Below are 24180 nucleotides of genomic sequence, written 5' to 3'. Positions count from 1 at the left end.
CCGATAGACCCCCGTGGTGTTGTACGGCGTAAGCTGTACCAGTTCTGAATCGCGGCAAGAGGGGACGATTCCCCGCAGCCGGTTCCCCCGGGCCACTCCGGGATACTCCCCGGTAAACTCCGCGGCGTGTCCGAAATGGGATGACTTGGGTCGGCAGTGTAGAACGGGAGACGTGACGGCAATGGCTACGGGAATTCTGCGGCCCCCAGGCACAGCGGCCGTCCCGGTCCCGGGCGGCGGCCGGTGACCCCCGGGCACGGCGTCCGTCACCCGTCGGCCCCGGCCCCCGGCGACGCCCCCGGCGCGCACGCCGGCGCCACCCTCGCCAAGGCCGCCTCGGAGAACTTCCCCGTCGCCCCCGCCTTCCTGCCCCGCGCCTGGCGCCACGGCCTCATGGCGGTCTACGGCTACGCCCGCCTCGTCGACGACATCGGCGACGGCGACCTCGCCCCCGGCGGCCGCGACGCCGTCCTCCTCGGCCTCGACCCGGCCGCCGCCGACGACCGCCTGGCGATGCTCGACGCGCTCGAGGCCGACCTGCTGCGCGTCTTCGGCGGCACCGACGGCCCGCCGCGCCACCCCCTGCTGCTCGCCCTCCAGCCCGTCGCCCGCGAGCACCGCCTCAGCCGCGAGCACTTCCTCGGGCTCATCGAGGCCAACCGCCAGGACCAGCGGGTGGCCCGCTACGCGACGTACGGGGACCTCCTCGCCTACTGCGAGCTCTCAGCCAACACCGTCGGCCGCCTCGTGCTGGAGCTCACCGGCACCGCCACCCCCGAGCGGATCCGCCGCTCCGACGCCGTCTGCACCGCCCTGCAGCTCGCCGAACACCTCCAGGACGTCACCGAGGACCTCGCCCGCGACCGGATCTACCTCCCGGCCGAGGACATGCGGCGCTTCCACGTAGCCGAGGCCGACCTCGGGGCCCGCTCCGCCGGAGCGTCCGTGCGTTCCCTGATCGCCTTCGAAACAGAACGCACATACGGACTCCTGAATGAAGGCACCCCACTCGTGGGTAGCGTGCACGGCAGGCTACGGCTGTTGCTCGCGGGGTTCGTGGGAGGGGGGCGAGCCGCCCTGCGGGCGATCTCGGCCGCCGGCTTCGACGTCCTGCCCGGCCCGCCCAAGCCCACCCGAGGCCTGCTCCTCCGCGAGGTGGCCGCCGTCCTGCGCACAGCGCCGAGAAAGGGGTGAGCCCGAACGTGGAGGGCCCCAACCACGCGTCCGTCCCGTCCGCCCCGGTCCTCGCCGCCTACAGCTACTGCGAGGCCGTGACCGGGACCCAGGCGCGCAACTTCGCCTACGGCATCCGGCTGCTGCCCACCGACAAGCGGCAGGCGATGTCCGCGCTGTACGCCTTCTCGCGGCGCGTCGACGACATCGGCGACGGCACCCTCGCCCCCGAGGCCAAACTGGCCCGCCTGGAGGACACCCGCGCCGTCCTCGGCCGGATCCGGGCCGGGGAGGTCGACGAGGACGACACCGACCCGGTCGCCGTCGCCCTCGCGCACGCAGCCCGCCGCTTCCCCATCCCGCTCGGCGGCCTCGACGAGCTCATCGACGGGGTCCTGATGGACGTCCGCGGCGAGGAGTACGAGACCTGGGACGACCTCAAGGCCTACTGCCGCTGCGTCGCCGGCGCCATCGGCCGGCTCTCGCTCGGCGTGTTCGGCACGGTCGGCCCCGGCGAGCACGCCGAGGAGTACGCCGACACGCTGGGCCTGGCCCTGCAGCTCACCAACATCCTCCGCGACGTCCGCGAGGACGCCGGCAACGGCCGCACCTACCTGCCCGCCGAGGACCTCGCCAAGTTCGGCTGCTCCGAGGGCTTCCGCAGCGGCCGCCTCCCGGCCGGCTCCGACTTCCCGGGCCTGGTCCACCACGAGGTCCGGCGCGCCCGCGCCCTGTTCACCGAGGGCTACCGGCTGCTGCCCATGCTCGACCGGCGCAGCGGCGCCTGCGTCGCGGCGATGGCCGGCATCTACCGCCGCCTGCTGGACCGCATCGAGCGCGAACCCGCCGCCGTCCTGCGCGGACGCGTCTCGCTGCCGCCCCACGAGAAGGCGTACGTGGCCGTGCGCGGCCTCTCCGGCCTCGACGCCCGCACCATCTCCCGCCAGACCGCCCGGAGGCGCGCCTGATGCCCCCGACCCCGGCCCCGGCCTGTGCCCCGGTGCGCCGCACCGACGCCCCGGCGGGCCCCGCCCGGGCCGGTTCCCGAGCCGCGACGGCGTACCGTCCCGCGGCGGGGCGCGCCGACCGGTCCGGCGGTCCGGCCCCGGTTCCCACGCCCGGGTACGGCGGCGGTCTGTCGGACGGCGGCGGTCTGTCCGACGGTTTGGGCCGCGGCCTCCCGGGCGCCCTCGGCGGGCACGCCCCCGGCCGGGGGGACCGTGCCCTCGTGCGGGCAACCACGGGGGACGAGGCCGCGTCTGACCGGGCGGGCCTCGCGGCACCCGCCGCCCCGGCAGGCCGGTCCCGTACGACACACCCGGGCCCGGCGGGCCCGCGCACCACCCCGGAGGCATCATGAGCGGCAGCGGAACCGGCGGCGACGGACGTGCCGTCGTCATCGGCGGAGGGCTCGCCGGTGTCACCGCGGCCCTCGAACTCGCCGACGCCGGACTGCGGGTCACCCTCCTCGAAGGCCGCCCCCGGCTCGGCGGCCTCGCCTTCTCCTTCAAGCGCGGCGACCTGACCGTCGACAACGGCCAGCACGTCTACCTGCGCTGCTGCACCGCCTACCGGTGGTTCCTCGACCGGGTCGACGGCGCCGCCCTCGCCCCGCTCCAGGACCGCCTCGACGTCCCCGTCCTCGACGTGGCCCACCCCGCCGGGCCGCGCCTGGGCCGGCTGCGCCGCAGCGCTCTGCCCGTCCCCCTGCACCTCGCCGCCTCCCTGGCCCGCTACCCGCACCTCTCCCTCGCCGAGCGGGCCTCCGTCGGCCGCGCCGCCCTCGCCCTGCGCCGCCTCGACCCCGCCGACCCCGCGCTCGACGGCCTCGACTTCGCCACCTGGCTCGCCCGCTACGGCCAGAGCCCGCGCACCGTCGAGGCCCTGTGGGACCTCGTCGGCATCGCCACCCTCAACGCCACCGCCGCGCAGTCCTCCCTGGGCCTGGCCGCCATGGTCTTCAAGACCGGCCTGCTCTCCGAGAACGGCGCCGCCGACATCGGCTGGGCCCGCGTCCCGCTCGGCGAACTCCACGACACCCTCGCTCGCAAGGCCCTCGACTCCGCCGGCGTCCGCACCGAACTGCGCACCCGCGTCACCGCCGTCACCCGCGGCGAGGACGGCGACTGGCGGGTCGACACCGACGGGGAGTCCCTCGACGCCGGGACCGTCGTCCTCGCCGTCCCGCAGCGCGAGGCCCACGGCCTGCTGCCCCAAGGCGCGCTCGCCGACCCCGACAAGCTCCTCGACATCGGCACCGCCCCGATCCTCAACGTCCACGTCGTCTACGACCGCAAGGTGCTCCGGCAGCCCTTCTTCGCCGCCCTCGGCACCCCCGTCCAGTGGGTCTTCGACCGCACCGACTCCTCCGGGCTCACCGACGGCGGCCAGTACCTGGCCCTGTCCCAGTCCGTCGCCCAGGACGACATCGACGAGCCGGTCTCCGTCCTGCGCGCCAAGTACCTGCCCGAACTGGAACGGCTGCTGCCGGCCGCCCGCGGCGCGAAGGTACGGGACTTCTTCGTCACCCGCGAGCGCACCGCCACCTTCGCCCCCACCCCCGGCGTCGGCCGGCTGCGCCCGGGCCCCCGGACCGACACGCCGGGGCTCTATCTCGCCGGTGCGTGGACCGCCACCGGCTGGCCCGCGACCATGGAGAGCGCCGTCCGCAGCGGCCTCGGCGCGGCACACGCCGCGCTCGCCGCGCTCGGCCGCCCCCGCGAACATCCTCTGCAGGAGGCGGTATGACGACCACCACGAGCACCAGCAGCACCACCAGCACGACCCGCACAGCACGTACAGGAACCAGAGGAGAGCCAGTGAACCCGGGGAACCCGGCTGTCGAGAACACGGATGCCGACGCGGGCACGGCCGGCGCGGGAGCGGAGAAGACCGACACCCTCGCCCTCCTCGAACGCGGCCGCACCCTGTCGACCCCCGTGCTCCGCGCGGCGGTCGACCGGCTCGCGGCGCCCATGGACACCGTCGCCGCCTACCACTTCGGCTGGATCGACGCCCAGGGCAACCCGGCGGACGGCGACGGCGGCAAGGCCGTGCGCCCCGCCCTCGCCCTGCTCTCCGCCGAGGCGGCCGGGGCCCCGGCCGAGGTCGGCATCCCCGGCGCCGTCGCCGTGGAACTCGTCCACAACTTCTCGCTGCTGCACGACGACCTGATGGACGGCGACGAGCAGCGCCGCCACCGCGACACGGTCTGGAAGGTCCACGGCCCCGCGCTGGCCATCCTCGTCGGCGACGCCCTCTTCGCCCTCGCCAACGAGGTGCTCCTGGAGCTCGGCACCGTCGAGGCCGGCCGCGCCACCCGCCGGCTGACCACCGCCAGCCGCAAGCTCATCGACGGCCAGGCCCAGGACATCTCCTACGAGCACCGCGAGCGCGTCAGCGTTCGAGAATGCCTCGAGATGGAGGGGAACAAGACCGGAGCCCTGCTCGCGTGCGCGGTGTCCATCGGCGCCGTCCTCGGCGGCGCGGACGACCGCACGGCCGACAAGCTGGAGGAGTACGGCTACCACCTCGGACTCGCCTTCCAGGCCGTCGACGACCTCCTCGGCATCTGGGGCGACCCCGAGTCCACCGGCAAGCAGACCTGGAGCGACCTGCGCCAGCGCAAGAAGTCCCTGCCCGTCGTCGCGGCCCTCGCCGCAGGTGGACCCGCATGTGAGGAGCTCGCGAGGCTGCTGGCGGACGACGCCAAGAGCAACGACTTCGAGAACTTCTCGGAGGAGGAGTTCGCCCACCGCGCCGCCCTGATCGAGGCCGCGGGCGGCCGTCAGTGGACCGCCGACGAGGCGCGCCGCCAGCACGCGATCGCCGTTCGAGCGCTCGACGACGTGGACATGCCCCAGCGGGTGCGCGAGCAGCTCGTCGCGCTCGCCGACTTCGTCGTCGTGCGCAAGAGGTGATCTTCGCCGGAAAGTGGATATGAATCGCGAGTCGCCGGCCGGGCGCCCCTCCTCCTGAGAGGCCCCCGGCCGACGGCAGACCCTGGCACAGCCGACGAACGGTACGAAGGGGAAGCCATGACAGCGACGACCGACGGCGGCGGTGCGATCACCGACGGCGCCGATCCGCGACACGACAGCACGGCGGCCCCCGCCGCCACGGCCACAGGCCCGTCCGGCGAGGACACCGGCCTGCTCAAGGGAGTCAAGGAGGCCACCGACCGGGCCGTCCGCGAACTGCTGGACCGCCAGGACGCGGACGGCTGGTGGAAGGGCGACCTCCAGACCAACGTCACCATGGACGCCGAGGACCTGCTGCTGCGCCAGTTCCTGGGCATCCGCGACGAGGCGACCACCCGGGCCGCCGCCCTCTTCATCCGCGGAGAGCAGCAGCCCGACGGCACCTGGGCCACCTTCCACGGCGGCCCGCCCGAACTCTCCGCCACCATCGAGGCGTACGTGGCCCTGCGGCTGGCCGGGGACCTGCCCGACGCCCCGCACATGTCCCGCGCCTCCGCCTGGATCCGCGAGCAGGGCGGGATCGCCTCCGCCCGGGTGTTCACCCGCATCTGGCTGGCCCTCTTCGGCTGGTGGAGCTGGGACCACCTGCCCGAACTCCCGCCCGAGCTGGTCTTCCTGCCGTCCTGGGTGCCGCTGAACATCTACGACTTCGGCTGCTGGGCCCGCCAGACGATCGTCCCGCTGACCGTCGTCTCCGCGCTGCGGCCCGTCCGCCCGGCCCCCTTCACCCTCGACGAGCTGCACACCGACGCCCGCGACCCGAACCCGTCCAAACCAACGGCCCCGCTGGCCAGTTGGGACGGGGCCTTCCAGCGCATGGACAAGGCCCTGCACTTCTACCGGCGCGTCGCCCCGCGCCGGCTGCGCAAGGCGGCGATGGCCGCCGCCGGCCGCTGGATCGTCGAACGCCAGGAGAACGACGGCTGCTGGGGCGGCATCCAGCCCCCCGCCGTGTACTCCGTGATCGCCCTGCACCTGCTCGGCTACGACCTCGGGCACCCGGTGATGCGGGCCGGACTGGAATCCCTCGACCGCTTCACCGTCTGGCGCGAGGACGGCGCCCGGATGGTCGAGGCCTGCCAGTCCCCGGTCTGGGACACCTGCCTCGCCGCCATCGCCCTGGCCGACGCGGGCGTGGACCCCGGCCACCCGGCGCTGGTGAAGGCCGCCGACTGGATGCTCGGCGAGGAGATCCGGCGCAGCGGCGACTGGGCCGTGCGCCGCCCCGGCCTGGAACCGGGCGGCTGGGCCTTCGAGTTCCACAACGACACCTATCCCGACGTCGACGACACCGCCGAGGTGGTCCTGGCCCTGCGCCGGATCCGCCACCCGGAGCCGGCGAAGGTGGAGGCCGCCATCGCCCGCGGCACCTCCTGGACCCTCGGGATGCAGTCCAAGAACGGCGCCTGGGCCGCCTTCGACGCCGACAACACCAGCCCGTTCCCCAACCGGCTGCCCTTCTGCGACTTCGGGGAGGTCATCGACCCGCCGTCCGCCGACGTCACCGCCCACGTGGTGGAGATGCTCGCCGCCGAGGGCAAGGCCGGCGACCCGCGCGCCCGGCGCGGCATCGCCTGGCTGCTCGCCGAACAGGAGCCGGAGGGAAGCTGGTTCGGCCGCTGGGGCACCAACTACGTCTACGGGACCGGCTCGGTGGTCCCGGCCCTGACCGCCGCCGGGATCTCCCCCCGGCACCCCGCCGTGCGGCGGGCCGTCGGCTGGTTGGAGTCCGTGCAGAACGCGGACGGCGGCTGGGGCGAGGACCAGCGTTCCTACCAGGACCGATCCTGGGCGGGGAAGGGCGCCTCCACGGCCTCCCAGACCGCGTGGGCGCTGATGGCCCTGCTCGCGGCGGGGGAGCGGGAGGGCGAGGCCGTCCGGCGCGGGCTCGCGTACCTGGTGGAGACCCAGCGCGCCGACGGCACCTGGGACGAGCCGTACTTCACCGGGACCGGCTTCCCCTGGGACTTCTCCATCAACTACCACCTCTACCGGCAGGTGTTCCCCCTCACGGCCCTGGGCCGCTACCTGTACGGGGAGCCCTTCGGCCCGGGCGCCGCGCGAACCGGCGGCGCGGCGGCCGTTCCCGCTGCGGCCGAGGGGGTCTGATGTCCGCCCGCGCGGCCCCGTCCGCGCCGCCGCTGCTGATCGCCTGCGCCCTGCGCATCGAGCGGGCGGCCCTCGGCGGTACCGGCCGGGCCGCCGGCGGGGGCACCGTGCTGCGCACCGGGATGGGCCCGCGCGCCGCCGACCGGGCCGTGGCCCGGGCCCTGGGGCGCCCGGGGATGGAACGCGCCGCCGTCCTCGCCACCGGCTTCTGCGCCGGGCTGGTCCCCGGGATGAACCCCGGAGACCTCGTCGTGGCGGAGGAGACCCGCGACCCCCGCGGGGCGGTCCCCTGCACCGGTACCGCCGTGCTCGCCGGAGCACTGGCCCGCGCCGTTCCGGGGCGGACCGTGCACACCGGCGTACTGACCGGCTCCGACCACGTCGTCCGGGGCCAGGAGCGTGACCGGCTGCGGGCCGCCGGCGCGATCGCCGTCGACATGGAGTCCGCGGCCACCCTGTGGACCGCTTCCGGGGCGGGCCGCCCGGTTGCGGCCGTCCGGGTGATCGTGGACGCTCCAGAGCACGAGCTCGTCCGTATCGGCACGGTACGCGGAGGAATATCGGCCTTCCGTGTACTACGTGCCGTACTGCCCGCTTTTCATGAATGGCACCGTTCGTTACTGATTCCCAGGAGGTGAACCAGATGGCCATGCCGCTGCGACAGTCCATCAGGGTCGGGACCTATCTTCTCGAACAGAAGCTCCGCAAGCGTGAGAAGTTCCCGCTGATCGTCGAGCTGGAGCCGCTCTACGCGTGCAACCTGGCCTGTGAGGGGTGCGGCAAGATCCAGCACCCGGCCGGGGTGCTCAAGCAGCGCATGCCCGTCGCCCAGGCGGTCGGCGCCGTCCTGGAGTCCGGCGCGCCCATGGTGTCCATCGCGGGCGGCGAGCCCCTGATGCACCCCCAGATCGACGAGATCGTCCGACAGCTGGTGGCCCGGCGGAAGTACGTCTTCCTCTGCACCAACGCCATGCTGCTCCGCAAGAAGATCGAGAAGTTCACCCCGTCCCCCTACTTCGCCTTCGCCGTGCACATCGACGGGCTGCGCGAACGCCACGACGAATCCGTGGCCAAGGAAGGCGTTTTCGACGAGGCCGTCGCCGCGATCAAGGAGGCGAAGCGGCGCGGATTCCGGGTGACCACCAACTCCACCTTCTTCAACACCGACACCCCGCAGACCGTCATCGAGGTGCTGAACTACCTCAATGACGACCTCCAGGTGGACGAAATGATGATCTCGCCCGCCTATGCCTACGAAAAGGCGCCCGACCAGGAGCACTTCCTGGGCGTCGAACAGACCCGGGAACTCTTCAAGAAGGCCTTCGCGGGCGGCAACCGCCGCCGCTGGCGGCTGAACCACTCGCCGCTCTTCCTGGACTTCCTGGAAGGAAAGGCCGATTTCCCCTGCACCGCCTGGGCCATTCCGAATTACTCCCTCTTCGGCTGGCAGCGCCCCTGCTACCTGATGAGCGACGGATACGTGCCCACCTACCGGGAACTGGTGGACGACACCGACTGGAGCAAGTACGGCCGCGGCAAGGACCCGCGCTGCGCCAACTGCATGGCGCACTGCGGCTACGAGCCCACCGCCGTCCTCGCCACCATGGGCTCCCTCAAGGAGTCCCTGCGCGCCGCCCGCGAGACGGTCGCCGGGAACCGGGACGCGTCGGCATGACGGAGCCGCAGGCAGGGGCGGCCGGCGGGGGAAGGGCGTCCGGCGCGGGAGGCGGCTTCGACCTCGCCGCGCTGCTCGCCGAGCGCGGCGCGGAGCGCTACGAGCTGCACGCCCGCCACCTCAACCACCAGCTGCCCCGCATGCTGCGCACCATCGGCTTCGACAAGGTCTACGTGCGCGCCGAGGGCGCCCACTTCTGGGACGCCGAGGGCAACGACTACCTCGACATGCTCGCCGGCTTCGGCGTGATGGGCCTGGGCCGCCACCACCCGGTGGTCCGCCGGGCCCTGCACGACGTCCTGGACGCCCAGCTCGCCGACCTGACCCGCTTCGACTGCCAGCCGCTGCCCGGGCTGCTGGCCGAGAAGCTGCTCTCGCACAGCCCCCACCTGGACCGCGTCTTCTTCGGCAACAGCGGCACCGAGGCGGTCGAGACCGCCCTCAAGTTCGCCCGCTACGCCACCGGCCGGCCCAGGGTCCTCTACTGCGACCACGCCTTCCACGGGCTCACCACCGGCTCGCTGTCGGTCAACGGAGAGGGCGGATTCCGCGACGGCTTCGCCCCGCTGCTGCCCGACACGAAGATCGCCCTCGGGGACCTGGGGGCGCTGGAGCGCGAGCTGCGCCGGGGCGACGTGGCCGCCTTCGTGGTCGAGCCGATCCAGGGCAAGGGGGTGCACGCCGCCCCGCCGGGGTTCCTGCGCGCCGCCCAGGAGCTCCTGCACCGGCACAAGGCGCTGCTGATCGCCGACGAGGTGCAGACCGGCCTCGGACGCACCGGGGACTTCTACGCGTACCAGCACGAACCGGGCGTGGAGCCGGACCTGGTGTGCGTGGCCAAGGCCCTCTCCGGCGGCTACGTGCCCGTGGGTGCGACCCTGGGCAAGGACTGGATCTTCCAGAAGGTCTACTCGTCCATGGACCGCGTCCTCGTGCACTCCGCGAGCTTCGGTTCCAACGCCCAGGCGATGGCGGCCGGGCTGGCGGTCCTGCACGTCATGGAGGACGAGCAGGTCGTGGCCAACGCCCGGGCCATGGGCGACCTGCTGCGCGGACGGCTGGCCGCGCTCGTGGACGAGTACGAGATGCTCCACGAGGTGCGCGGCCGCGGGCTGATGATCGGCATCGAGTTCGGCCGGCCGTCCTCGCTGGGCCTGCGCGGCCGCTGGACGATGCTCCAGGCGGCCCGCAAGGGGCTGTTCGCCCAGATGGTCGTGGTGCCGCTGCTGAACCGGCACCGGATCCTCACCCAGGTCTCGGGGGACCACCTGGAGGTCATCAAGCTGATCCCGCCGCTGATCGTGGACGAGGCGGACGTGGACCGGTTCGTCGCCGCCTTCCGCGAGGTCATGGACGAGGCGCACGGCGGGGGCTCGCTGATGTGGGACTTCGGCCGGACCCTGGTCAAGCAGGCCGTCGGCAACCGCTAGCGGTAGGGGGCCCCGGTGCTTCCGGGGCCCTGGCCGGGCTCAGTCCAGCAGCTGGTCGCGCAGCCGCTCCCGCGTGGCCGGGGTGAGCCCCAGGCCGTCGGAGAGGTAGCGGTCGAGTCCGCCCCAGTGCGCGTCGACGGTCTCGTACGCGGCGAGCAGGTACTCGGGGCGGGCGTCGAACAGCGGCGCCAGCAGCTCCGTCACCTCCCCGGGCCGGGTCTCGGGCGTCTCGGTGCCGCGCAGCAGCCGGTAGCGGTTGTGCGGGGCGTTCGACTCCATGTAGTCCGCCACGATGGCGTCGCGGTCCACCCCCAGGGCGAGCAGGGTGACGGCGATCGACAGGCCCGCCCGGTCCTTGCCGGCCGCGCAGTGCAGGAGTGCGGGCACGCTGTCCTCGGCGAGGGCGCGCACCACCCGGCCGTGTTCGGCGGTGCGGTGGCGGATCATCTCGCGGTACGACTCCGCCATGCGGGCGGCCGCCCTGCCGTCGCCCAGCAGGGAGCGGAGCTGGTCGAGGCCGCCCTCGCGGACCGTCCGCCAGAACTCCCCGCCGTCGGCCGGGTCCGAGAGCGGGACGTTCACGTTGCGCACGCCCGGCAGTTCGACGTCCGGGCCCTCGACGGCCCGGTCGGCGGCGTTGCGGAAGTCGAAGACGGTGTGCAGGCCGAGGGAGGCGAGGAATTCTGCATCGGTTTCGGTGGCATGCGCCAGATGTCCGCTTCGGAACAGTCGTCCCGGCCTGACCCTCCGTCCGTCCGTGGTCGGCAAACCGCCCACGTCACGGAAATTGCGCACTCCGGTCATCTCGGGCGTGGGTTCGGGGTACGCGGGAAGGTCCTGCGGTATCTGCTGGGTCACGTGTTCTCCTCCGCGGTGCGCTGCGTGTCCGAATTGCTCTGGTTGGGACCAACTTGCCATAGGTGGACGAGAGATCGGGCCGAACTCCGTGAGCCAGATCATACGGTGACCGAGCGTGCCTGATCGCGGAACACGAATTCCCATGCGGGGAAGGTTGTTGGCGGTCGGGAATGGACGCAGGGTGACCGTAAATTCGTTGATCGGTCATACCTGCTATTCCGTCAGGGAATTCACCGCTTGTTGCCCGTGCCCCCGCTGGATTACCTTCGCGAGCGATCCGGGTGGACCGCCTAATCCTGCCGCCGCCCGGGAACCGCACCCGACCACGACGCGCGGCAGGAGCGGGGGAACCATGCAGGCCGCCGGGCCGGATCGAATCCGGCGCGGCTCGGGGTGAAGCCGTACCCGTACGGCCGGACATCTCCAGTCCGAACCCGACAGCTCACCTCGCAGGCGCCGGAGAGGAATTCGCCATGCCCGGAAAGGGCAAGCACCGCCGTCCGAAGTCCCGTTCCATATCCCGCGGCCTGGCCTTCGCCGGCACCGGGGGAGCCGCCCTCGCGCTGCCGCTGACCGGCGCCGCCGGAGCCCACGCGGCCGCCCCCGCCGCCGTGACCCCCGCCGTCGCGTCCGCCCAGGCCCCGGAGGCGTTCCGGACCGCCGCGCCCGCCGCGGCCCCGGCCGCCGCCCCGTCCGTCTACACGGTCGTCCCCGGCGACTGCCTCTCGGTCATCGCCGCCGAGCGCGGGCTCTCCGGGGGCTGGGAGCAGCTGTACGCCGACAACCGCGCGGCCGTCGGCGACGACCCCTCCCTCATCCACCCGGGCCTGCGCCTGACCCTCGGCGGGAGCGCCGGCCCCGCCGCCCCCAAGCCGGCTGCGGCCCCCGCCGAGGAGTCCTCGAGCGGAACTCCGGCGGCCGGTGAGGACGCCGCGGACCCCGCCCCGGCCGAGGAGGCCCCCGCCGCGTCGGGCGCCGCCGGCTCCTCGGGCGCCGCGCAGCGGAAGGGCTCCGCCGCGCCGGCCCGCGGAATGAAGCAGTCCGCCCCGGCCGCCCAGTCCGCCCCCGCGAGCGCCGCCGGATTCGTCGCCCCCGTCGGCGGCGGCATCTCCACCCAGTACCGCACCCCCGGCGCCATGTGGTCCTCCGGCTACCACACCGGCGTCGACTTCATCGCGAGCACCGGCACCACCGTCCGGGCCGTCGGCGCGGGCACGGTGGTTTCCGCAGGCTGGGGCGGTGCCTACGGCAACCAGGTCGTCATCCGGCACGCCGACGGCAAGTACTCCCAGTACGGCCACCTCTCCCAGCTGAACGTCTCGACGGGCCAGACCGTCACCGCCGGCCAGAGCATCGGCCTCTCCGGCGCCACCGGCAACGTGACCGGTCCGCACCTCCACTTCGAGATCCGCACGGGCCCCGCCTACGGCTCCGACATCGACCCGCTGGCCTACCTCCGCTCGAAGGGCGTCAGCGTCTGAGACCGCCCGGGCGGCGGAGCACCGACGCGCGCGGGGCCGGGGCCCGAGGGGGGTCCCGGCCCCGCGTGTACTTATTCCTTATCCCCCGCGTGGTATAGATCACGGTCCGTCAACCCCTCATTACGTTGGCGTAGGTTGGCGGCGGGGGTGAAGGATGGGTTCCCGTGGCAGCGACGAAGACGACACTCAAGACCATCGGCTCGTACGCGGCGATCGGGGACAGCTTCACCGAGGGCGTGGGGGACCCGGGACCCGGGGATTCGTATCTCGGCTGGGCGGACCGGCTCGCCGTACTCCTGGCGGATCAGCGCGACGAGCACGACTTCCGGTACGCGAACCTGGCGGTACGCGGCAAAGTCCTCGACCAGATCGTGGAGGAGCAGCTCCCGCGGGCCAAGGAGCTGGCCCCCGACCTCGTCTCCTTCTGTGCGGGCGGCAACGACATCATTCGGCCCGGCAGCGACCCCGACGACGTGGCGGAGCGCTTCGAGGCGGCCGTGGCCGACCTCACCGGCGCCGTCGGCCTCGTCATGATCACCACCGGCTTCGACACCCGGGGCGTGCCCGTCCTCAAGCACCTGCGCGGCAAGATCGCGACGTACAACGTCCACGTGCGCGCCATCGCCGACCGCTACGGCTGCCCGGTGCTCGACCTGTGGTCGCTCAAGACCGTCCAGGACCGCCGCGCCTGGGACGGCGACCGCCTCCACCTCTCGCCCGAGGGCCACACCCGCGTCGCGCTGCGCGCCGCGCAGGTCCTCGGCTACGAGGTCCCCACCGACCCCGACCAGCCCTGGCCGCCGGCCGCGCCGCGCGGCTCGGTGGACGTCACCCGGGACAACATCCAGTGGGCGCGCGAGCACCTCGTGCCCTGGATCGGGCGGCGGCTGCGCGGGGAGTCCTCCGGCGACAACGTCGAGGCCAAGCGCCCGGACCTGCTCCCGCTCTGACCCGGACGGCCGGGTCCGGCGGCGCGCCGGGCCCGGCCGGGCGGAATCCTGGGAAGCCGGTGCGCGTTGGGATGGTCGTGGGCGTCCCCCGCCCCACCCCACCCGCACTACCCAGGAGGCGCCTTGACCGGCTCCCTTCCCCTGCGTCCCCGGCTGCGCGCCCTGCGGCCCGAAGCCTTCGGCGCGGACCCGTCCGGTGCCCGGCTGGCGCGCATCCTGAGCTCGCCGAACTTCGCCGACGGCGTCTTCCAGAACCCGGTGGGGGCCCGGACCAGGCCTGCCGGCTCGATGCTGGAGTTCGCCAAGATCTACTTCCACAAGGAGCAGCGGATCCGGCGCAACCCCGGCGCGCCGATCCCCGTCTACCCCACCACCCTCGCCGAGCTGGCCAAGCCGCCGGCGAGCGGACTGCGCCTGACCTGGATGGGGCACTCCAGCGTGCTCGCCGAGATCGACGGCCGCCGCGTCCTCTTCGACCCCGTCTGGGGCGAGCGCTGCTCCCCCTTCCCCTTCGCCGGACCCAAGCGGCTGCACCCCGTGCCGGTACCGCTGGCCTCCCTCGGCGACGCCGACGTCGTGGTCATCTCCCACGACCACTACGACCACCTCGACCTGCCCACCATCAAGGCCCTGGCCGGCACCGGCACCGTCTTCGCCGTCCCGCTGGGCGTCGGCGCGCACCTGGAGCGCTGGGGCGTCGCCCCGGACCGGCTGCGCGAGCTGGACTGGAACGAGTCCACCGAGGTCGCCGGGCTCACCCTGACGGCCACCCCGGCCCGCCACTTCTGCGGGCGCGGGCTGCGCAACCAGCAGTCCACCCTGTGGGCCTCCTGGGTGGTCGCGGGCGAGCGGCACCGGATCTTCCACAGCGGGGACACCGGCTACTTCCCCGGCTTCAAGGAGATCGGCTCCGAACACGGCCCCTTCGACGCCACGATGATCCAGATCGGGGCCTACTCGGAGTACTGGCCCGACATCCACATGACCCCCGAGGAGGGCATGCGGGCCCACCTCGACCTCCAGGGCGGCGCCCCGTCCGGCACGATGCTGCCGATCCACTGGGGCACCTTCAACCTGGCCCCGCACCCATGGGACGAGCCCGGCGAGGGCACCCTGGCCGCCGCCGGGGCGGCGGGCGCCGCCGTCGCCCTGCCCATCCCCGGCCAGCCCTTCGAACCGGGCGCCCCCGAGGCCCCGGCCGCCCCCTGGTGGCGCCCCTTCGTGGCGGGCCCCCCGACCCCCGCGGACACCCCGCCCGCCCCCGCCACCCCCGCCCCGGCCCCGGCCCCGACGGCGGACCTCGGCGAACCGGAGGCCGTCGGCTCCTGACCTTCCGGCAGCGCGCGGGGAGCACAGGGCGCGCGGTACGCGTGGGCGGCCCGGGGCGGGAGCAGGCCCGTGGGGCGGCGCGCACGCCCCGACCTGCACGGGTGCGCGCGCTCCCGGCGCATTCGGGCTGTCGTGCGAGCGCTCCATCGGGAGCGGGAAGCAGGCCGCCGAAGTTCCCCAACTCGGCAACGGCCGTGGGAGCGTGCGGTCTAGCGTGGGTATCCGGTGATCAACACCGGGCCCCGGGAACTGGATCCGGGGGCCGGGCCCCACCTACCGAGGACGCCGATGTCCGGACTCCGCGCCGCCCGCCACGCCCCGTCGAGACACGCCGCCACGGGCCCCGGCCGGCAGATACGCCCCCAGCTGGTCCGTGCCGCCGTGCTGCCCACGCTCGCCGCCGGGCTCAGCGGCACCGCCGCGGTGATCTTCACCCTCCAGCTCGGCGGGGGCGCCGGACAGCGGGACGCGCGGCTGTGGCCGGTGCTCGCGGGCTGCGCCCTGCTGGCCGTCGGGGCCCTCGCCGCCGCCCTGCTGGGGGCCCAGCGCGCCGCCAAGGCCGTCCGGGACCGCTGCGAGGCGCTGCGGCGCTCCAGCATGCGCGGCCGCCAGGAGCTGCGGACGACCGCCGAGCGCCTCGAACGGGGCGAGCGGCCGGGACGCCCCGCGCGGACCGGCCGGGCCACCCCGCCGCCCGAGGCGCCCGGCCCAGCCCGGGTGGACGAGTTCTGGCTGCTGGCACAGGAGTTGCGCGGCGCGCGCGAGCAGGCCCACGAGGCGCTCGTACGGCTGGCCGCCCCGGCCGCGCCCAGCGACAGCGACCGCAAGGTGGAGGTCTTCGTCAACCTCGCGCGCCGGCTCCAGTCGCTGGTGCACCGCGAGATCTCGCTCCTCGACGAACTGGAGGACACCGTCGAGGACCCCGACCTGCTCCGGCAGCTGTTCCACGTCGACCACCTCGCCACCCGGATCCGGCGGCACGCCGAGAACCTCGCGGTGCTCGGCGGGGCCGCCTCCCGGCGCCAGTGGACGCGGCCGATCGACCTGAGCGAGGTGCTGCGCTCCTCGGTGGCGGAGGTGGAGCAGTACACACGGGTGAAGGTGGTGCCCCCGGCGGGCGGCACCGTGCGCGGGCACGCCGTCGCCGACGTGGTGCACCTGCTGGCCGAACTCGTCGAGAACGCCACGGTGTTCTCCGCCCCCGACACCGACGTCGTGGTACGTGCGGAGCGGGTCACCGCCGGAATCGCGGTGGAGGTCGAGGACCGCGGGCTGGGCATGCCGCCGCAGGAGCAGAACCGGATGAACACCCTGCTGGGCGACCCCGAGCAGGTCAGCGTCCGGCACCTGCTGGCGGACGGGCGGATCGGCCTGTTCGTGGTCTCGGCGCTGGCCCGGCGGCACGGGATCGCCGTCGAGCTGAAGTCCAACATCTACGGCGGGGTCCTGGCCGTCCTGGTGCTGCCCCAGGGGCTGCTGGGCGCCGAGGCCCCCAGCGCCGCCGACGCCCTGGGCGGCTCCCGCGCCACCTCCTGGGGCACGGCCGAGACCACCCCGCCCACGTCCTCGCCCATGACCCCGCCCCTGGAGCCGGCCCGCCTCACCGAGGCCCCGGCCCCCGGGCCGCGACGGGAGCCCGCGGCGCCCCCGCCCGGCGCGCTCGGCGCTGCGGCCGCCGGCACCGGCCGGGCCGCCGGGCCCGTGCGCGCACCGGATCCCTGGTGGCCCCCGGACCCGCGCCCCCCTCGTGCCGACGCCACCCCCGCCGGCCGGACGCCGGACACGGGACGGGCGGCGGACGGCCACGGCACTCCGGGCGCGGGCCGGCTCCCCGACCCCGGGCACACCCTCGACCTCGGCCTGGTCCCCGCCTCCCCCGAGGGGCTCGCGGCCCCGGCCGCCGAGCGCGGGCCGGTGTGGGCCCACCGGGAGGAGGCCGGCGGCGACGTGACGCGGCCGGAGCCCCTCCCGCGCCGGATCCCCGCCGCGCGCGCGGACCGCGACGACCGGCCGGCGCTGCCCCGGCGCCGGGCCCAGACGCACCTCGCCCCCCAGCTGCGCGAGGCCCCCGCCCCCCGCCGCACGGACGGGGACGCCGAACAGCCCGTGCACGACCCCGGGCTGATGGCGGCCTTCCAGCGGGGCTTCGGCCTCGCCCAGTCCTCCGAGCAGCAGACATGACCCCCCGCGTGAACACCCGCACGAACCCCAGCAAGGAGCACACCCCCATGGCCGGCGAAGTGGCGACACAGACGCAGACGCAGACACAGGCGCAGGCGCAGGCGCAGGCGCAGACCAAGACCGGCAGCCTGTCGGACCTCGACTGGCTGCTCGGCGGACTGGTCCAGCGCGTCCCGTACACGCGCGCCGCGGTGCTGCTGACCAACGACGGGCTGGTCACCTGCGTGCACGGCCTGGACTCCGACAGCGCCGACCACATGGCCGCCCTGGCGTCCGGCCTGTACTCCCTCGGCCGCAGCGCCGGCGCCCGCTTCGGCGACGGCGCCGAGGTCCGCCAGGTCGTCGTCGAACTCGACACCGCCCTCGTCTTCGTCTCCGCGGCCGGTTCCGGTACCTGTCTGGCCGTCCTCGCGGACCGGGAGGCCGACGCGGGCGTGCTCGGCTACGAGATGGCCATGCTGGTCAAGAGCGTCCGGCCGTACCTCGCGGCCCCGCCGCGCCGCCCCGTTGCCGTCGCCGACGCCGAAGCCGGGCGATGAGGGCCTGGGCCAGGGGGACACGGGGATCCGGGGCCGGGGGGCCGCGCGACACGCCCTGGCTGGACGACTCGGCCGGCCGGGTGATGCGCCCCTACACGGCCAGCGGGGGCCGTACCCGGCCGGCCGTCGCCCTCGACCTGCTGTCGCTGGTGTGCGCCACCGGGGTCCGGCCGCGGGTCCCGCTCGGGGCCGAGCACGTCCTCGCCCTGCGCTGCTGCGCCGCCGCGCCGGCGGTGACCGTCGCCGAGGTGGCCGGCCAGCTGCGGCTGCCGGCGGTGGTGGTCAAGGTGCTGCTGTCCGACCTGATGGAGTACGGGGCCGTGCGGGCGCAGGCACCGAGGTTCCCGGGCGGCGGCGGGTCCTTCGCCGCCGACGACCAGACCCTGCTGAGGGCGGTGCTCGATGGCCTGCGTCGCCGGCTCTGAGGCCCCGGCCCTGCCCGCGACCCTGAAGATCCTGGTCGCGGGCGGGTTCGGGGCGGGCAAGACCACCTTCGTGGGCGCGGTCAGCGAGATCGAGCCGCTGTGCACGGAGGAACTGCTGAGCGGGATCGGCGCGGCCGCCGACCCGCTCGACGGGGTGGAGGCCAAGGCGGCGACCACGGTGGCCCTGGACTTCGGCCGGCTCACCCTCGACGACCGGCACGTCCTCTACTTGTTCGGCACGCCCGGACAGCAGCGCTTCTGGTTCCTGTGGGAGGAGCTCTGCGCGGGCGCGCTCGGCGCCGTCGTCCTCGTCGACACCCGCCGCCTCGCCGACTGCTTCCCCGCCGTGGACTTCTTCGAACGGCGCGGCATCGGCTTCGTGGTCGCCGTCAACGAGTTCGACGGAAGCCACCGCTACACGGCCGAGGAGGTCCGCGAGGCGGTGGGGCTCGGCCCGCAGGTGCCCGTCGTCCGCTGCGACGCGCGCCTCACGGGCTCCGGGACCGGGACGCTGGCCGCCCTGGTCCACCACCTGCTGACCACGGCCCGGCGCTCCGCCGGGCCCGGTCCGGCAGTCCAGCACGCCTACGCACACCACTCCGCACCGGGGGAACCGCCATGAACCGCTACGCATCGACCGGACATCTGCTGCTCACCCCCGTGGACCGGGAGGCGCCCGCACGGGTGGTCCGGCTGCGCGAGATGAACCTGGGGGAGCGGGTGGACGCCGAACTCGACGCCTTCGCCCGCCGGGTCGCGCAGACCCTGGACGCCCCGTACGCCGGGGTCAACTTCGTCGGCGAGGACCGCCAGTTCTTCGCCGGACTGCACCACGGCCCGGACGCGGCGGCGAGCGGCTACCCCGCGCGGGTGCTGCCCCGCGACCACGGCTACTGCCCGCACGTGGTGGTGCGGGGCCGGGCCCTGGTCCTGGAGGACGTACGGGACTTCGCCCGCTTCGCGGGGAACGCCGTCGTGGACGAGAGCGGGATCCGCTCCTACCTGGGGGCGCCGCTCACCGACTCGCGGGGCACCGTCCTCGGCACGGTGTGCGCGGTGGACGTCGTGCCCCGGCGGTGGGGGCTGGCGGGTCTGACGACGGTCAAGAACCTCGCCGCCGAGCTCGCCGAACGGCTCCGGGAACGCGGGGAGCGTCCCGCCTGAGGCACCCCCGCCCGGGGCCGCCCCGGCCGGTCAGCGCAGGAAGGCCGTGATCCGCTGCCGCAGCGAGGCGGCGTCCAGCCCGTGCGCGGCGGTGTGCTCCTCGATCGTCCCGAACCGGCGCAGCTCCGCGCGGCCCACCCCCAGGGGCAGCACCCGGTGCGGGACGTCGAGCAGCGCCTGCCCGGCGGCCGCCGCCGAGGTCCCGGCGAGGTACGGCTCCACCAGGACCACGTCGGCCGAGGCGCGGGCCACGGCGGCGCGCAGGGCCGTGTCGTCGAAGGGGCGCACGGTGGCCGCGTACAGCACGGTGACGTCGAGGCCCTCGGTCGCCGCGAGGACGCCGTCCAGCATCGGGCCGACGGCGAGCACCACGCCCGCGCGCCCCTCCCGCACGGTCCGGAACCGCGGCCCGCCGGCCTCCGGGCGCGGGAGGGCGTTCGACATCTGGGAGAGCCGGACGTAGACCCGGTCGTCCCCGGCGGCGTACGCGTGGCGCAGCAGGGCCTCCGCCTCGTCGGGGTGGCCGGGCACGTGCACGGTCCAGCCGTCGAGGGTGTCCAGCAGGGCCACGTCACCGGGGGCCATGTGGGTGTAGCCGCCGGCCGGCCAGTCGTAGCTGGCGCTGGAGCTGACCAGGACCCCGCCCGTGTCCTGGTGCCCGAAATCCAGTTTGACCTGCTCGAACGGCCGCTCCACCAGGAAGCTGGCGAAGGTGTGGACCACCGGCCGCAGCCCGGTGAGGGCCAGCCCGCCGCCCACGCCGACGAGCAGCTGCTCGCGGATCCCGACGTTGATCACCCGGTCGGGGTGGCGCCGCTGCGCGGGCCGGAACCCGTCCATGGTGATCTCGGCGAGCACGAGGGCCAGCCGGGGGTCCTCGTCGAGCAGTCGCGACGTGACCGAGATGAACCGCTCCCGCATCGTGTCCATGGCGTATCCCCCTCAGAACTTCTTCTCGACGCGGGCGACGACGGCGTGCGGCCGGCCCGGATGCGGTGTGGTGAACGCGGCGTGCAGGGCGGCGTGGTCGCGGCCGTCGACGGTGGCGGTGCTCCAGCCGGCGGCCTCGAAGCGGGAGGCGATCCCGCCGCGCCAGCCGTGGGTGGCGGAGTCGTTGTCGACCACCACGGTGTGCAGGGCCTCCAGCCCGGCCGAGCCTGCGTAGGCGATCGCCTCGTGGTTGCTGCCCTCGTCGAGCTCGGCGTCCCCGATCAGCACCCACACGGCGGGATCGTGGAGCCCCTGCGCCCGCAGGCCGAGCGCGCTGCCGACGGCGAGGGGCAGGCCGTGCCCGAGGGAGCCGCTGGCGATCTCCACGCCGGGGACCAGGACGCGGTCGGGGTGGTGGCCGAGGGGGGAGTCGAAAGTGCCGAAGCCGGGCAGCCAGTCCACGGGGAAGAAGCCCTTGGCGGCGAGCACGGCGTAGTACGCCATCGGCCCGTGCCCCTTGGACAGCAGGAACCGGTCCCGGCCCGGCTCGTCCGCGCTCCCGGGACCGACCCGCAGCACCCGGTCGTACAGCACCCACAGCACGTCGAGGGTGGAGGTGGCGGCGGGCCCGTGCTTCTCGTCCCCGGTCATGAGGGCCATCAGGCGGCCCAGGTCCTCGTAGCGGAGGCCGGGCTCCGCGGTTGCGTGTGTCATACAGCCACCATGTGACCTCAAGCGGGCTTGAGGTCAAGAGCGAAAGGTGCGCGCGACCACCAGTGGAAGTGCGGTATGGTTCTCGTGCCGGTTGAGCCGGGGGAAACCCCAGGTCAGCGGCACCGGGACGTGGCGCAGCTTGGTAGCGCACTTGACTGGGGGTCAAGGGGTCGCAGGTTCAAATCCTGTCGTCCCGACTAGGGAATCTTCCCGTAGTCGCAGATGAGGGCCTTGTTTCACTCACGTGAGACAAGGCCCTCTCCGTTTGCCGGCTCGCCGGTGTCACATTTCGTCACAGTCGCCGACGATCACGCACCGGACAGCAGCTCGCCCAGCTTGTCCGAGCCGACCTTGAGGCTCTGCGGATCCGGGTGGACATAGACCCGCTTGGTGAAGGACAGGTCACTGTGCCCAGCCCACGCTGAGACGACCGTGTCGGGCACCCCGTTGTTCGCCATCCAGGACAGGCACGCGTGCCGCGCGTCGTAGAGCCGGACCTTGCGCACGCCGGCCTGAGCCATCAGCCGGTGCGCCTCGCGTCGGAGCTTGTCGGTCTTGAACGGACGCCCAAGCTCATCGACCACCACGTACCCGGTGGCCTCGTACGCCGGCCCGGCGGCTTCCCGCTCCTGTGCCTGGTGGTCCCACAAGCGGATAAGCGCGACGCGGACAGGGTTGGGCAGGGGGAGCACACGATTACCGCTGCGGGTTTTCGGGTCCTTCTCGACGACCTGATTGCGCTCTCCCCTCCTCCGGTTTCGCTCGTACACGATGGTGCGCGTATTGCCCACGGCAATCGTCCCGGCGTCATCGAGATCGACATCTTCCCACCGGGTCCCGCACACCTCGGCGGGACGTTGCGCGATCAGCGCCAGGAGCATGACGCCGAACAAGCGGTCGTCCTTGATGGCCTCGATGAAGGCCTTGACCTCGGACTCGTCCCACGGTCGATATTTCGGCGTGAACCGAGTGGTACCCGTTGCGGAGCGCGGAATGCGGACGTACTCGGCGACATTCCGGGGTACGAAGCCGCGGCGAACAGCGAGGGTGAGCGCGGAGCGCAAGCGGCCAAGCGTGAGGCGGACCGATCGGGCACTCAGGCCGGTCCCTACTTTCCCACCGCGCTGTCGACCCCGGGTGAGCATCCAGTCGACAAATTTCTCAACGTCTTGCTCGGTGAGCTGCTGCACTCGCTTCTCCCCGAGAAACAGCCGAGCCGGACGGATAACGCTGTCGTAGTTGGACGCCGTCGCTCGCTCGACACCCCGAACCGCACTGGTAAGCCAGAGGTCGAGCAGCTCGTCAACGGTCATCTTGCTCGGAATGACGAAGGAGCCGGTCGCGGTCTGGTGGCGGATGCGGGCGAGCTCGTCCAGCGCTTCTTTCTTCGTGTGGAACGTCTTGCGGATCTGACAGCGTCCGCCGCCGGGTTTTCGCGGGCCATCGGTGACAAAGCGATACCTGACCGCGCCGGACTTGAGGACTATCTTCGTGATCGTGCTGCTCATGGTTGTGCCTGCTTATAAAAAGGCCCCCCTGCGGGACTGTACGCGCTCCTTACGCGGCTTCGAGGTACGCGATGAGTGATGCGGTGATAACTCGATATCGGTTGCCGAAGGCCACGACCCGAAAGGGCGCTTGCTGCCGCTTGATCAACTCGTAGAGATGCGACCTGGAGATACCGACAGCCGCGGCGGCCCGAGCAACATCGACGGTTGCTGCCCACGATCGAATCTCCGCGAGCGTGGGATGGGAATGCGCAGTCCCCGACAAGTGCCTCTCCTCCTTACGGGGAAGCCGGCGAGGGTGACGGAAGAGACGAAACGCCTCACCGTCCCTATCAGGATACCGGTGAGACAAGGGGGGCGGAATGGAGCAAGGGCAAATAGCGGCCCAAGAGTTGGCAGCTCCCCTATCGACCGAGAAGCTGCCTTCGTACCAACGTCCACCAGGACGCCCCGCTACGCACCGGCATAACGGTCGGCTCCCTTTGCGGACCGCGGATGTAATCGCGGACCAGGTAGTCCCGCTCGACGCCAAGCTCCCGGGCCTCAACAAAGCGGTCGGTCGCCTCGACCTGGGACCGTGCGGGAACTCGATACACACGGATGATCGTGTACTCCATATCACTCACCTCCTTTCTGCCGCTTCCTCGCGGCAGCCACCCTGCGCACACATGGCGCACTGACGCGTCAAGGCCGTAGTCACCGCAGTGAGCCCCGCAATGCGGGGAGCCTTGGACGCGGCTGTGGAAGTCATGTGGCAATCTGCGGAAGCGAGCGAGGAAGCAAAAGCCCCGGAAGGTCAAACCGCGACAACGTCGCCATCGGCTGGGCGGCGACGCCGGCCCGGCCTATCCGCGTGAGCGGTTCTCTGCTGTTCGGCGGAAGGAAGGTCTGGAAGGAAAGCCGCCGGACAGCCACTGTGTCCCCCCTTGGGGGTGGACTCGGAACCTGCACACCCCGAAGGGCTCATGGGTTTCATGGGGTGCAGGTGGAGAGGACGGGGGGAGTCAGCCGCGACACCGACCGCACGGGAGGCCATGTTCGATCCTCATGGCGCGGCTGACTCCCCCCGTCTTGCATCCCCTCTCGACCCCCGCTGAGCGGGGTTGTTCCTTCCAGCTCCCTCTCGCCCACTGGGCGCCGCATGTACCGGCCCTGGGTGTACCGGGTGATGTACCGGCCTGAACCGGTACGACGTCCGGTACGAGTACAGAACCTACTCGTTCACCATTTTCGATCAACCGGTGTACTCAATGCCTAGCCTCGCGCCGTTTCTTGGCACGACGAAACAAGCCCCTTTAGATCCCCTTGGGGGGGGTCTGGTGCAGGTTCGGGTGACAGGTTGAGTCACGCGGCTTGGAGGGCCGGTGTGGTCATGACGGTCTCGAATTCGACGGGGGTCAGTCGGCCGAGTGCGGCTTGTCGGCGGCGTCGGTGGTAGGTCCGCTCGATCCAGGTCACGATGGCGATCCGTAGTTCCTCGCGGGTGGCCCACTTCCTGCGGTCGAGGACGTTCTTCTGCAGGAGGCTGAAGAAGGACTCCATGGCCGCGTTGTCGGCGGCTGCCCCGACCCTTCCTATCGCCCCGGCCATCCGGTGGCGGTCGAGCGCCCTGACGAACTTCCGGGACCGGAATTGCGATCCGCGATCGGTGTGCAGGATGCATCCGTCGACGTGTTCACGTCGGGCCACGGCGTTGTCCAGGGCGGTCACGGCCAGGCGGGACTTCATCCGTGT

At 73.1% G+C, this 24180-nt stretch carries 22 protein-coding genes, 1 tRNA gene and 1 riboswitch; of the genes, 17 read left to right on the top strand and 6 right to left on the bottom strand.

Annotated elements, in window-relative coordinates; genetic code table 11:
* The first annotated feature begins 243 nt into the window (after nt 1-243).
* The 8 genes from hpnC (at nt 244) to ACFY0O_RS15880 (ending at nt 10367) form a co-directional block, all read left to right on the top strand.
* Nucleotides 244-1194 (top strand): squalene synthase HpnC, encoded by a 951-nt coding sequence (gene hpnC, locus ACFY0O_RS15915; RefSeq protein WP_388947295.1) that lies wholly within the window; start codon nt 244-246, stop codon nt 1192-1194.
* The gene (hpnD, locus tag ACFY0O_RS15910; protein WP_358898841.1) at nt 1191-2141 is read left to right on the top strand and encodes a presqualene diphosphate synthase HpnD; all 951 of its coding nucleotides are present in this window, start codon (nt 1191-1193) and stop codon (nt 2139-2141) included. The genes hpnC and hpnD overlap by 4 nt, the downstream gene beginning before the upstream one ends.
* Before the next feature lie 388 nt (nt 2142-2529).
* Nucleotides 2530-3921: a hydroxysqualene dehydroxylase HpnE gene (hpnE, locus tag ACFY0O_RS15905; RefSeq protein ID WP_388947294.1), complete on the top strand. Its 1392-nt coding sequence runs from the start codon at nt 2530-2532 to the stop codon at nt 3919-3921.
* Between the two features lie 71 nt (nt 3922-3992).
* Nucleotides 3993-5093, top strand: a complete 1101-nt coding sequence (locus ACFY0O_RS15900; protein WP_388947516.1) for a polyprenyl synthetase family protein — start codon at nt 3993-3995, stop codon at nt 5091-5093.
* Nucleotides 5094-5210: 117 nt separating this feature from the next.
* The gene (gene shc / locus ACFY0O_RS15895) at nt 5211-7262 is read left to right on the top strand and encodes a squalene--hopene cyclase (RefSeq protein ID WP_388947293.1); all 2052 of its coding nucleotides are present in this window, start codon (nt 5211-5213) and stop codon (nt 7260-7262) included.
* Entirely contained in the window at nt 7262-7900 is a 639-nt protein-coding gene (locus tag ACFY0O_RS15890; RefSeq protein ID WP_388947292.1) for a 1-hydroxy-2-methyl-2-butenyl 4-diphosphate reductase, read from the top strand. Before shc ends, ACFY0O_RS15890 begins: the two co-directional genes overlap by 1 nt.
* A gap of 5 nt (nt 7901-7905) precedes the next feature.
* Nucleotides 7906-8937, top strand: coding sequence for an adenosyl-hopene transferase HpnH (gene hpnH / locus ACFY0O_RS15885; RefSeq protein WP_388947291.1), 1032 nt, complete (start codon nt 7906-7908; stop codon nt 8935-8937).
* Nucleotides 8934-10367, top strand: a complete 1434-nt coding sequence (locus ACFY0O_RS15880; RefSeq protein WP_388947290.1) for an aspartate aminotransferase family protein — start codon at nt 8934-8936, stop codon at nt 10365-10367. Before hpnH ends, ACFY0O_RS15880 begins: the two co-directional genes overlap by 4 nt.
* 39 nt (nt 10368-10406) lie before the next feature.
* Here the strand turns inward: ACFY0O_RS15880 and ACFY0O_RS15875 are convergent, their stop codons facing one another.
* Entirely contained in the window at nt 10407-11171 is a 765-nt protein-coding gene (locus ACFY0O_RS15875) for a tyrosine-protein phosphatase (RefSeq protein ID WP_388947515.1), read from the bottom strand.
* A gap of 331 nt (nt 11172-11502) precedes the next feature.
* Nucleotides 11503-11694, top strand: a riboswitch (cyclic di-AMP (ydaO/yuaA leader).
* Between the two features lie 4 nt (nt 11695-11698).
* Between ACFY0O_RS15875 and ACFY0O_RS15870 the strand changes: the two genes are divergently transcribed.
* The 8 genes from ACFY0O_RS15870 to ACFY0O_RS15835 all read left to right on the top strand — a co-directional run bounded on the left by ACFY0O_RS15870 (nt 11699) and on the right by ACFY0O_RS15835 (nt 19294).
* Nucleotides 11699-12706, top strand: coding sequence for a peptidoglycan DD-metalloendopeptidase family protein (locus ACFY0O_RS15870; protein ID WP_388947289.1), 1008 nt, complete (start codon nt 11699-11701; stop codon nt 12704-12706).
* A 164-nt stretch (nt 12707-12870) separates the two neighbouring features.
* Nucleotides 12871-13656 (top strand): SGNH/GDSL hydrolase family protein, encoded by a 786-nt coding sequence (locus tag ACFY0O_RS15865; RefSeq protein ID WP_388947288.1) that lies wholly within the window; start codon nt 12871-12873, stop codon nt 13654-13656.
* A 123-nt stretch (nt 13657-13779) separates the two neighbouring features.
* Nucleotides 13780-14985 (top strand): MBL fold metallo-hydrolase, encoded by a 1206-nt coding sequence (locus ACFY0O_RS15860; protein WP_388947287.1) that lies wholly within the window; start codon nt 13780-13782, stop codon nt 14983-14985.
* Between the two features lie 288 nt (nt 14986-15273).
* Complete coding sequence (locus tag ACFY0O_RS15855; protein ID WP_388947286.1) at nt 15274-17166, top strand: sensor histidine kinase; 1893 nt, start codon at nt 15274-15276, stop codon at nt 17164-17166.
* Complete coding sequence (locus ACFY0O_RS15850) at nt 17163-17705, top strand: roadblock/LC7 domain-containing protein (RefSeq protein WP_388947285.1); 543 nt, start codon at nt 17163-17165, stop codon at nt 17703-17705. The genes ACFY0O_RS15855 and ACFY0O_RS15850 overlap by 4 nt, the downstream gene beginning before the upstream one ends.
* An 83-nt stretch (nt 17706-17788) precedes the next feature.
* Entirely contained in the window at nt 17789-18130 is a 342-nt protein-coding gene (locus ACFY0O_RS15845; RefSeq protein WP_358897739.1) for a DUF742 domain-containing protein, read from the top strand.
* Entirely contained in the window at nt 18108-18752 is a 645-nt protein-coding gene (locus ACFY0O_RS15840) for an ATP/GTP-binding protein (RefSeq protein WP_388947284.1), read from the top strand. The genes ACFY0O_RS15845 and ACFY0O_RS15840 overlap by 23 nt, the downstream gene beginning before the upstream one ends.
* Nucleotides 18749-19294: a GAF domain-containing protein gene (locus tag ACFY0O_RS15835; protein ID WP_388947283.1), complete on the top strand. Its 546-nt coding sequence runs from the start codon at nt 18749-18751 to the stop codon at nt 19292-19294. Before ACFY0O_RS15840 ends, ACFY0O_RS15835 begins: the two co-directional genes overlap by 4 nt.
* A gap of 30 nt (nt 19295-19324) precedes the next feature.
* On the opposite strand, the gene ACFY0O_RS15830 is transcribed toward ACFY0O_RS15835, so the two are convergent.
* Nucleotides 19325-20224 (bottom strand): transketolase family protein, encoded by a 900-nt coding sequence (locus ACFY0O_RS15830; RefSeq protein ID WP_388947282.1) that lies wholly within the window; start codon nt 20222-20224, stop codon nt 19325-19327.
* 12 nt (nt 20225-20236) lie between these two features.
* Nucleotides 20237-20938 carry a transketolase gene (locus ACFY0O_RS15825; RefSeq protein ID WP_388947281.1) on the bottom strand — a complete coding sequence of 234 codons (702 nt, stop codon included), beginning with the start codon at nt 20936-20938 and terminating at the stop codon, nt 20237-20239.
* 123 nt (nt 20939-21061) lie between these two features.
* On the opposite strand from ACFY0O_RS15825, the gene ACFY0O_RS15820 reads away from it, so the two are divergent.
* A tRNA-Pro gene (locus tag ACFY0O_RS15820) sits at nt 21062-21135 on the top strand.
* A 111-nt stretch (nt 21136-21246) separates the two neighbouring features.
* Here the strand turns inward: ACFY0O_RS15820 and ACFY0O_RS15815 are convergent.
* The 3 genes from ACFY0O_RS15815 to ACFY0O_RS15805 all read right to left on the bottom strand — a co-directional run.
* Entirely contained in the window at nt 21247-22446 is a 1200-nt protein-coding gene (locus tag ACFY0O_RS15815) for a tyrosine-type recombinase/integrase (RefSeq protein WP_388947280.1), read from the bottom strand.
* 49 nt (nt 22447-22495) lie between these two features.
* Nucleotides 22496-23044, bottom strand: a complete 549-nt coding sequence (locus ACFY0O_RS15810) for a helix-turn-helix domain-containing protein (protein ID WP_388947279.1) — start codon at nt 23042-23044, stop codon at nt 22496-22498.
* 746 nt (nt 23045-23790) lie between these two features.
* Nucleotides 23791-24180, bottom strand: a 390-nt coding sequence (locus tag ACFY0O_RS15805; protein ID WP_388947278.1) for a transposase, incomplete at its 5' end; no start/stop codon positions are given.

This window comes from Streptomyces sp. NPDC001594, assembly GCF_042893675.1.
In the GTDB taxonomy this organism is placed as follows: domain Bacteria; phylum Actinomycetota; class Actinomycetes; order Streptomycetales; family Streptomycetaceae; genus Streptomyces.
This window is presented reverse-complemented; position numbering and strand designations above follow the sequence as displayed.